A 9,217-nucleotide genomic window follows, 5' to 3' on the forward strand; every position below is an offset into this window, starting at 1 on the left:
TATTCGGCGCAAGAACCTTGCCCGAAACGCGCAAATTGGCCAGAGAGACTGCGTAGGCCAAAACAGGATATTCCGGACCGATATGCCAACCCCGATCAAGATGCCCGCTCTCTCGCCCACCATGGAAGAGGGCACTCTCGCCAAGTGGCTCGTAAAAGTGGGCGACACCGTCAATTCCGGCGATATCATGGCCGAGATCGAGACCGATAAGGCCACGATGGAGTTCGAAGCCGTCGATGAAGGCGTTATTATCGCTATTGAAGTCGAAGAAGGCACCGAGGGCGTTCAGGTCGGAACCGTGATCGCGATTCTGGCTGGCGAAGACGAGGATCCGGATCAAGCTGCTGCGGCGGCATCTGAGGAAACTGCGTCTAAACCAGAAGCTGAAACCGAACCGGCTAAAGAAGAGCCCGCCACGCCCGCTCCGGCACCGACGCCCGCTCCGGCACCTGCCAAGCCTACCGCATCGCCCGGCGACCGCATCATTGCCTCGCCGCTTGCGAAAAGGATTGCCGAGCAAAAGGGCATCGATTTGGCTTCAATCAACGGCAGCGGCCCTAATGGCCGGATCGTCAAAGCCGATGTCGAAGATGCGAAGCCGGGCGCTGCGGCACCAGCGGCATCGTCTGCACCAGCAAGCGCTCCTGCGGCACCTGCTACTCCATCCGATCTGCCCGACTTCGGCATCCCGCATGAGGACGAGAAGCTTAATAATGTCCGCAAGGTCATTGCACGCCGCCTGACCGAAGCGAAGCAAACCATTCCGCATATCTATCTGACCGTTGATGTGCAGCTAGACGCGCTTTTGAAGCTGCGCGGTGAACTGAACGCATCGCTGGAGCCGCAGGGCATCAAGTTGTCGGTCAACGATCTGCTAATAAAGGCGCTTGCCAAGGCGTTGATCCAGGTTCCGAAATGCAATGTCAGCTTCGGCGGTGATGTACTGCGCACATTCTCGCGGGCCGATATCTCTGTCGCGGTTGCTGCACCGAGCGGTCTGATTACGCCGATCATTGTCGATGCTGGCAACAAGACGGTCTCGGCCATCTCGACCGAGATGAAAGAGCTCGCCGGCAAAGCGCGGGACGGTAAACTGCAACCGCATGAATATCAGGGTGGTACTGCCAGCCTCTCCAACCTCGGCATGTTCGGGATCAAGCAGTTCGATGCAGTGATTAATCCCCCGCAAGCGATGATCCTTGCCGTAGGTGCCGGCGAGAAGCGTCCGCATATTGTCGATGGCGCGCTGTCGGTCGCAACGGTGATGAGCGCGACAGGCAGCTTCGATCACCGCGCCATTGACGGCGCTGATGGTGCACAGTTTATGCAGGCGTTCCAAACCCTTGTCGAGAACCCCCTAGGATTGCTGGCCTAACACCATGAATTCGCTGGCGTTCATCCTTTCAACCGCGCTGATTGCCGTCTCGACAACGAGTGACGGCATCGAAGACAATGGCCGGGTGCCTTACGTTGGAATGGAAGGCCCCGAGGCAGACGCTTGCCCCGGTATCGGCCGGATTGCGCGCTTTGCCCCGAAGAAGGGCGATTTCATGCGTGTCTATTTGGATGCGCATGAGGGCGGGAAGCATAAATACGAACTGCCGCTCGGATCGCTGGTCTGGCTATGCGAGGCTGATGAGGGTTGGCAGGGTGTTGTCTATCCATCCGGCGATAAACAAGAATTGGGCGACTGCCGCGTCAGTAGTTCTGTCGCCAAACCCGAACCCTATAGCGGCCCGTGCCAATATGGCTGGGTCGAAGCAAAATATATAGAGTTGATAGCGGGTTAAGCCCCACAGCTCACAACACATTTGGTGGAATAATTATGGCTTCCTCTTACGACGTTATCGTTCTTGGTTCCGGCCCCGGTGGCTATGTTGCGGCGATCCGCTGCGCTCAGTTAGGTCTCAAGACCGCGATTGTGGAGCGTGAAAACCTCGGCGGCATCTGCCTTAATTGGGGCTGCATACCGACCAAAGCGCTGCTGCGATCTGCGGAGATATTCCACTATATGCAGAATGCCGGCGATTATGGCCTGAAGGCACAGGGGATCGAGGCCGATCTCGAGGCCGTCGTGAAACGCAGCCGCGGCGTCGCAAAGCAATTGAGCAGCGGTATCGCGCATTTGATGAAGAAGAACAAAATCACCGTTCACATGGGCGAGGGGACGCTGACTGGCCCGACATCTCTGACAGTAAAAGGCGATAAGGGCGAAGAGAAACTCACCGCCAAGCACGTGATCGTCGCAACTGGCGCTCGTGCTCGTGATCTGCCCTTTGCACCGGCAGATGGAAAGCGTGTGTGGACATACAGGACCGCTATGACACCGCCCGAAATGCCGAAGAAACTGCTGGTCATCGGTTCCGGCGCGATCGGCATTGAGTTTGCCAGCTTTTACAATGATATGGGCGCGGATGTTACCGTAGTTGAGATGCTCGACCGCCTGGTTCCAGTCGAGGATGCGGAGGTATCTACTTTCCTTGAGAAGTCGCTCAAGAAGCAGGGCATGAATATCCTGACGGGTACTGGTCTCGAGGATCTGAAAGTGACGTCAAAAGGTGTCACAGCCAAGATCAAAGGGAAAGACGGTAAGGTCATCACCGACGAGTTCACTCATGCGATCGTCGCTATCGGCATCCAGCCCAACACGGAGAATATCGGTCTGGATAAACTGACCGATATGGATCGCGGATTTATCCAGATCGATCCATACGGCCGAACCAAAACGAAAGGGCTGTGGGCCATTGGTGATTGCACTCCCGGACCGTGGCTTGCGCACAAGGCCAGCCATGAGGGCGTGACTGCTGCTGAAGCTATCGCGCAGGAAATGGGTAATAAGGACGCACATCCGCACGCGCTCGACCGCAATAACATCCCCGGCTGCACCTATTGCCACCCGCAAATCGCCAGTGTCGGCATGACTGAAGCGAAAGCGAAAGAGGCCGGCTACGAGGTGAAAGTCGGCAATTTCCCTTTCATCGGCAACGGCAAGGCGATTGCGCTGGGAGAGGCGGAAGGATTCATCAAGACCGTATTCGACGCCAAAACCGGCGAACTTCTCGGCGCGCATATGATCGGCGCGGAAGTGACCGAGCTGATTCAAGGCTATACGGTAGGCAAACAACTCGAAACCACCGAGGCAGAGCTTATGCAGACAGTGTTCCCACACCCCACATTGAGCGAGATGATGCACGAAAGCGTGCTTGGCGCCTACGGCAAGGCTTTGCATATCTGACCAGATAAGGCAGGAATGATGGCATGACGTCATTCCTGATTTTGGCCCTCCTGATCCTCGTTGCGGGGATTGTAGCTGTGCCTCTCGCTAGTCGCTTCGGGCTCGGTTCGGTTCTCGGATATCTGCTGGCGGGCATGGCCATCAGCCCGCTGCTTGCGCTGCTCGGCGTCGATGTCGAAGCGATGCAGGTCTTCGCCGAATTCGGCGTGGTGATGATGCTGTTCATCGTCGGGCTTGAACTTGAACCAAAGCGCCTGTGGGACATGCGCGGTAAGCTCTTCGGTCTGGGCGGCGGGCAGGTTGTTCTAACTACTCTAGCAATCACCGGAATCGGGCTTCTCAACTCCAATCCCTGGCAGACGGCGCTAGCTATCGGGATGGTCCTGGCGCTGTCGTCGACGGCTATTATCATCCAGACGCTTACCGAAAAGAAGCTGCTGAAGTCAGAAGGCGGCGAAGCAAGTTTCTCAGTCTTGTTGGTACAAGATGTCGCGGTCATCCCGATGCTTGCGCTGCTCCCCCTGCTGGCCATGCCCGAGCTTTATGGTGCCGGAGGAGGTCAGAGTGGTGAGGGCGGTCATGGCGGACTCGATCTCACCGCAGGTCTCCCGATTTGGCTCGCCGCATTGGTACGGATTGGTGCTGTCGCAGCAGTCGTTGGAATAGGTATCTATGCGATCAGACCATTGTTCCGGTACATCGCCGCCGCGAACTTGCGCGAGTTATTCACTGCGGCCGCGCTGGCAGTAGTGATCGGTATCGCAGTACTGATGTCGCTTGTTGGATTGTCGCCAGCGCTCGGAGCATTTGTGGCGGGCGTTGTTCTGGCTACCAGCGAGTATCGCCACGAGCTCGAGAGCGATATCAACCCGTTCAAAGGGCTTTTGCTGGGTCTATTCTTTATCACCGTCGGCGCCGGGATCGACTTCGTCCTCGCGTCAGAAATATGGCGCGAAGTCGTGTTCTGGGCGGCGGTTGTCATAGTCTCAAAGTTCATCATCCTGCTCGGCGTCGGCTGGTTCTACGGATTAAGGAAGCAGGCCCTGTGGCTGTTCTGCCTCAGCCTCCCGCAAGCTGGCGAATTCGCTTTTGTCTTGATTGCTTTCGCAGTCGCCAATGCAGTGTTTGACAATGCGCTCGCTGACCTGCTTTTGCTCATCGTTGCGCTTACCATGCTGGTCACGCCGCTGCTTTTCATTCTGTATGAGAAGGTGATCGCGCCGCACTACATAGGAAAGAGCGAGCGGGAAGCCGATCATATCGACGAGGAAAACCCCGTCATTATCGCGGGAAGCGGCCGTGTTGGCGGGATAGTCAACCGCATGCTGCAGGCAGCCGGGTTCAACACCACTGTGATCGACTATAGCTCGCGCCAGCTTGAGATCAGCCGGAAGTTCGGGTTTCGCACCTATTTTGGTGATGCAACCAGGCCTGATCTTCTCCATGCGGCCGGTATCGACAAAGCAAAGCTGCTGGTGGTCGCTCTCGACGAACGCGAGCAGATCGACAAGCTGGTCAAATATGCGGTCAAACATTTCCCTGACCTTCATGTGACAGCCCGTGCGGTCGACCGCAGTCATGTCTACGAACTGTGGGCTTATGGGTGCCGTGACATCATCCGAGAAACCTATGATAGCACCTTGCGCATGGGTCGCTCTGCCTATGAAGCGCTGGGTATGGACCGTCAGCAAGCCGTCGCCGCCAAAGACGCGTTCGAGGAAATGGACCGCAGGGCCATGCGCGAAGTCGCCGATCTATACGACATGGATATACCTTTCGACGAGAACGAAGCCTTGATCGCCAAGGTCAAGGAGCTTCGTGCTGAATGGGATCCGATCATGCGCGAACAGATGGATGAAATCCTGAACAGAGGGCAATAAAATGGGCAAGGGCACACACAGCTATGCTGCCGATGCACGCAATGACAGCGTGATTATCGATGTGAACGGAGAGCATTTCGCGCGGCCAGATGCGAAAGTCTCCGTTTTCGACAGCGGGTTTATGCTGGGCGACGGCGTATGGGAGGGGCTGCGCGTTCACGAAGGACGAATTGCGTTTCTTAGCAGGCATCTGGAGCGGCTCTATCGCGGAGCAAAGGCCATCGCGATGGATATCGGTATCTCGCAAGAGCAAATGATCGACCGGCTCTATGCGGTACTTGGGGCAAATGGGATGGATGGGGACGGTGTCCATATCCGTCTGATGGTGACGCGCGGCATTCGCTCAACGCCGTACCAAGATCCACGCGTTGTGATCTCTACTGCAACGATTGTGATCATTCCGGAGTGGAAAGACCCGGTACCAGAAACCGCGACTAACATGCTGAACTTATTTACGGTTCACGTCCGGCGCGGCTATCCTGACGTGCAGGACCCGAAGCTCAACAGCCATAGTAAACTCAACTGCATCACGGCTTGTATTCAAGCCACGCAAGCAGGCGCAGACGAAGCATTGATGCTCGATCCGCATGGCTTTGTAGCAACCTGCAATTCAACGCATTTCTTTATTGTGAAGAACGGCGAAGTCTGGACCTCCAGCGGCGACTATTGTCTCGATGGAATTACACGAGGCATGGTGATCGAAATCGCGCGGGACGCAGGCATTCCCGTGTTCGAGCGTAACTTTTCGCTGATAGATGTTTACGGTGCGAATGAAGCTTTCACGACAGGGACGTTTGCCGGGCTTGCTCCGGTTGGCGCTGTTGACGGACGAGAGATCGGCACCGAGCGCGGCCCGATGGTGGAGCGCTTGCAGAAACTCTATCTTGAACGCCTACATTCCGATGTGAGTGGCGCATGACAATCCGGATCGCGATGTGGTCCGGACCGCGCAATATCTCCACCGCGATGATGCGCAGCTTCGGCTCACGAGCGGATTGCGCCGTCAGCGACGAGCCATTCTATGGCGCCTATCTGAAAGACTCGGGCGAACCGCAACCCATGGCGGACGAAATCATCGCGGATATGGATTGCAACTGGGGTAACATAGCCGACGCAATGCGTGGTTCAGCCCCAAACAATGCGCAGCTATGGTACCAAAAGCATATGCCGCACCATATGATTGGCGAGATCGGCATCAACGACTTTCCCGATCATAAACATGCATTCCTTATCCGAGACCCGCAGCGGGTTATCGCAAGTTATTCGATGAAGCGTGTGCAGGTAAAGTTCGATGATTTGCGATACGACCGACAACTGGAATATTTCGAAAGCGCCAGAGAGCAATCTGGCGCAGTACCTCCGGTGATCGAGTCCACTGCATTCCTGTCCGACCCGGAGGGGCACTTACGGGCTCTTTGTACTCGCCTAAACATCCCTTGGGATGAAGGCATGCTGAGCTGGACGCCGGGCATCAAACCGGATGACGGAATCTGGGCGAGCCACTGGTATGACAAAGTCGCGGCATCGACTGGGTTTGGTCCAGCCCCCGGTCCTCCGCCTAAGCTGGATGGAGCCGCGGCAAAGCTCGCCGAACAATGTCGGCCGTATTACGAAGCGATGCGCAAATGTGCGCTGAAGCCTCGCGAAGAAAAAAGTTGAGCCAGTGGCGGGCAGTAAGGGATTCGAACCCTTGGAGGGCTTGCACCCTCGCTAGTTTTCAAGACTAGTGCATTCGACCACTCTGCCAACTGCCCAAAGGCGCATTAGGTGCGGTTTTTTCGCAGGTAAAGGGGCAAATTTGGTCTGCCGTAGGATCAGGTCACAAAAAGCCCGCTCTCGCGAGTTTTTCGCATCTGCTTATCGATATGCACTTGCGATTAAGGTTGAATGTGACACGGATGAACTATGAAAATTCGTGCTACACTGTTTGCCGCCGCTGCACTTGCGACGATGTCGCCGACCACTCCGGCGGTATCGCAAGACCTATCGTTCGATGCCTATCTGCAACTCATCATGGCAAAGGCCCGTGCAGAGGGTGTGAGCGAGTCCACGATTAATCGGATGACGGCGGGGCTGACACCAAACCAACGAGTCATCAGTCTTGATCGCGGTCAACCCGGCACTCCGACCCGCACTGGCTATCCGGCGCTTGCCCCGTATATCGACACGCACGTCAACCCGACACGTATCCGCCGTGGGCGCGAGATGCATAAGGCAACGCGCGGCTTGCACGCGGAAATAGAACAGCAGTTTGGCGTACCATCAGAGATATTGATGGCGATATGGGGCCATGAAACGAATTACGGCAGCTTTAAGGGCAATTTCGACCTTTCGCGGTCGCTCGCAACGCTTGCTTGGGAGGGGCGCCGCCGTGATCTGTTCGAGAGCGAATGGATTGCGCTGCTGAAGGTTGCAGATAAAGGCTATTCGCGGTCGCAATTGGTCGGCAGTTGGGCGGGGGCCTTTGGCAATCCGCAATTTCTTCCCAGCGTCTACCTGCGCCTCGCGACCGATGGTGACGGCGATGGCCGCGCGGATATATTCAATAACCGCGCTGACACGCTTGCCTCGATCGCGCGCTATTTCAATGATTCGGGTTGGAGGACGGGCCAGCCATGGGGCGTTCGTGCGTCTGTACCGGCAAATCTTGATCGTGCGGCAATTGAAAACAAGATAATTTCGCCCGTTTGCTCGCGCGTTCATGAGCGTCATAGCCAGTGGAAAACCGTTGGAGAATGGCGGCAATTGGGAGTTCAACCGCAAAAATATCTGGCCGATGACGTCATGGCGTCCTTCTTCCAGCCCGATGGACCGGGAAAACCTGCATGGCTCTTAACCGCAAATTATAGGGTTATCCTCGAATATAACTGCTCGAATTACTACGCAATGAGTGTGGGATTGCTTGCAGATGAGATTGCCAACTGACATCCAGACCCGTTTCCTAAAGCGCTTTTGCGTCTTGGGCCTTTCTGTATTGCTGGCGGCTTGTGGCCGTTTTGGTGGAGGCGATTTGCCTCCGCTGGCGACGGCTGCCGACCGGCCGGCGGTTGCAGCGGAAACCGGTCCGCAAGATGACTATCCGCTGGTTGTGGGTGAGCCATACGAAGTGGACGGGCAGCTTTACACCCCTCTCGACACGATGAATTTCGATGAAGTCGGCTATGCAGTGCTTGATCGCGATGGCGGCAATTCGGTTTCCATCGCACATAAAACGCTGCCACTGCCGAGTTATGTCGAGCTGACATCGCTGGAAACCGGCAAGACCATTCTCGCAAGAGCCGAACGGCGCGGACCGATGAGTAATAATCATGTTGCCGCGTTATCGCCCCGCGCGTTGACGCAACTCGGCGTCCAAAGCGGAGCGCCAATCCGCGTTCGCCGAACCAACCCGCCCGAATCAGAGCGTGCAAAATTGCGCATGGAGCAGACCGCCAATGCGCGGATGGATACACCCAAATCGCTGCTGACGGTCCTTAAACGCAAATTGCCTGAGACGGGCTCGGTCAATCTGGCAGTGGCGCAGCCGAATGCTGTTCCGTCGCAAGTGACAACTCCTTCGAGGGAGCTTCCGGCGGTTGCTAGCGCGCCTGCGCGGACAACGCCTGTTGCGCGAGCCGCATCGACCACAGTTCCAAAAGCGACAGCTGCATCTTTTGCCCAAGCCTTCACCGAGGAGCGGAGGGCCGTGACAGCATATCCGCTGGCGCCGCTATCCCGCGCGCCACGTGCTGTTGTAACTGCACCAAGACCGTCTGCAACCCCGCGAACCGTGGCACAGGTTGCGCCGCAGCAACGTCCGGTCGTTGCTCCGTTAGAAACACGCGTTGCACCAAGGCGTCCCGTGCTGGGTGTTGCTGCTCGACCAGCGCCTAAACCTGCACCGGCAGCCGAAGGTGCTTTCGTAGTACAAGCCGCCGCATTCTCGAGCGAAGCCAACGCAAAACGCGCGGCAAACTCGCTCAATGGCTTTATCCAGAAGTCAGGCCGCTTTTATCGCGTCCGCACCGGACCGTTCACCAACCGTGGACAGGCAGAGGCAGCGCTCGCAAAGGTCCGCGCAGCGGGCTATAGCGATGCACGAGTATTCACTGCGGGATAAACT

General features: G+C 56.7%; 8 protein-coding genes and 1 tRNA gene. 8 read left to right on the top strand and 1 reads right to left on the bottom strand.

The genetic code is table 11. The features are described 5' to 3' along the window. Window positions 1-82: 82 nt before the first annotated feature. From GRI35_RS09460 to GRI35_RS09485, 6 genes are read left to right on the top strand one after another with little or no spacing between them, the layout of a single operon-like run. Window positions 83-1,375 (top strand): pyruvate dehydrogenase complex dihydrolipoamide acetyltransferase, encoded by a 1,293-nt coding sequence (locus tag GRI35_RS09460; RefSeq protein WP_160613933.1) that lies wholly within the window; start codon window positions 83-85, stop codon window positions 1,373-1,375. Window positions 1,376-1,379: 4 nt separating this feature from the next. After that, window positions 1,380-1,790, top strand: a complete 411-nt coding sequence (locus tag GRI35_RS09465; protein ID WP_160613934.1) for a hypothetical protein — start codon at window positions 1,380-1,382, stop codon at window positions 1,788-1,790. A 35-nt stretch (window positions 1,791-1,825) separates the two neighbouring features. Continuing rightward, window positions 1,826-3,235 (top strand): dihydrolipoyl dehydrogenase, encoded by a 1,410-nt coding sequence (lpdA, locus tag GRI35_RS09470; RefSeq protein ID WP_160613935.1) that lies wholly within the window; start codon window positions 1,826-1,828, stop codon window positions 3,233-3,235. Window positions 3,236-3,258: 23 nt separating this feature from the next. Further along, window positions 3,259-5,115 (top strand): cation:proton antiporter domain-containing protein, encoded by a 1,857-nt coding sequence (locus GRI35_RS09475; protein WP_160613936.1) that lies wholly within the window; start codon window positions 3,259-3,261, stop codon window positions 5,113-5,115. A 1-nt stretch (window position 5,116) separates the two neighbouring features. Next, window positions 5,117-6,034: an aminotransferase class IV gene (locus GRI35_RS09480; RefSeq protein WP_160613937.1), complete on the top strand. Its 918-nt coding sequence runs from the start codon at window positions 5,117-5,119 to the stop codon at window positions 6,032-6,034. Continuing rightward, on the top strand, window positions 6,031-6,774 hold the full coding sequence (locus tag GRI35_RS09485) for a sulfotransferase-like domain-containing protein (protein ID WP_160613938.1): 744 nt from the start codon (window positions 6,031-6,033) through the stop codon (window positions 6,772-6,774). The genes GRI35_RS09480 and GRI35_RS09485 overlap by 4 nt, the downstream gene beginning before the upstream one ends. 5 nt (window positions 6,775-6,779) lie before the next feature. Here the strand turns inward: GRI35_RS09485 and GRI35_RS09490 are convergent. Beyond that, window positions 6,780-6,869 (bottom strand) — tRNA-Ser (locus GRI35_RS09490). 151 nt (window positions 6,870-7,020) lie between these two features. Between GRI35_RS09490 and GRI35_RS09495 the strand changes: the two genes are divergently transcribed. Beyond that, window positions 7,021-8,040 (top strand): lytic murein transglycosylase, encoded by a 1,020-nt coding sequence (locus GRI35_RS09495; protein ID WP_160613939.1) that lies wholly within the window; start codon window positions 7,021-7,023, stop codon window positions 8,038-8,040. Continuing rightward, entirely contained in the window at window positions 8,024-9,214 is a 1,191-nt protein-coding gene (locus GRI35_RS09500) for an SPOR domain-containing protein (RefSeq protein ID WP_160613940.1), read from the top strand. The genes GRI35_RS09495 and GRI35_RS09500 overlap by 17 nt, the downstream gene beginning before the upstream one ends. Window positions 9,215-9,217: the final 3 nt, after the last annotated feature.

This window comes from Pontixanthobacter aestiaquae, assembly GCF_009827455.1.
GTDB classification, from domain to species: domain Bacteria; phylum Pseudomonadota; class Alphaproteobacteria; order Sphingomonadales; family Sphingomonadaceae; genus Pontixanthobacter; species Pontixanthobacter aestiaquae.

Bases quoted from the DNA above. Each gene is read 5' to 3' on its own strand.
- GRI35_RS09500 (WP_160613940.1), top strand. From the start codon at position 8,024: ATGAGATTGCCAACTGACATCCAGACCCGTTTCCTAAAGCGCTTTTGC.
- GRI35_RS09485 (WP_160613938.1), top strand. From the start codon at position 6,031: ATGACAATCCGGATCGCGATGTGGTCCGGACCGCGCAATATCTCCACC.
- GRI35_RS09495 (WP_160613939.1), top strand. From the start codon at position 7,021: ATGAAAATTCGTGCTACACTGTTTGCCGCCGCTGCACTTGCGACGATG.
- GRI35_RS09465 (WP_160613934.1), top strand. From the start codon at position 1,380: ATGAATTCGCTGGCGTTCATCCTTTCAACCGCGCTGATTGCCGTCTCG.
- GRI35_RS09475 (WP_160613936.1), top strand. From the start codon at position 3,259: ATGACGTCATTCCTGATTTTGGCCCTCCTGATCCTCGTTGCGGGGATT.
- lpdA (WP_160613935.1), top strand. From the start codon at position 1,826: ATGGCTTCCTCTTACGACGTTATCGTTCTTGGTTCCGGCCCCGGTGGC.
- GRI35_RS09460 (WP_160613933.1), top strand. From the start codon at position 83: ATGCCAACCCCGATCAAGATGCCCGCTCTCTCGCCCACCATGGAAGAG.
- GRI35_RS09480 (WP_160613937.1), top strand. From the start codon at position 5,117: ATGGGCAAGGGCACACACAGCTATGCTGCCGATGCACGCAATGACAGC.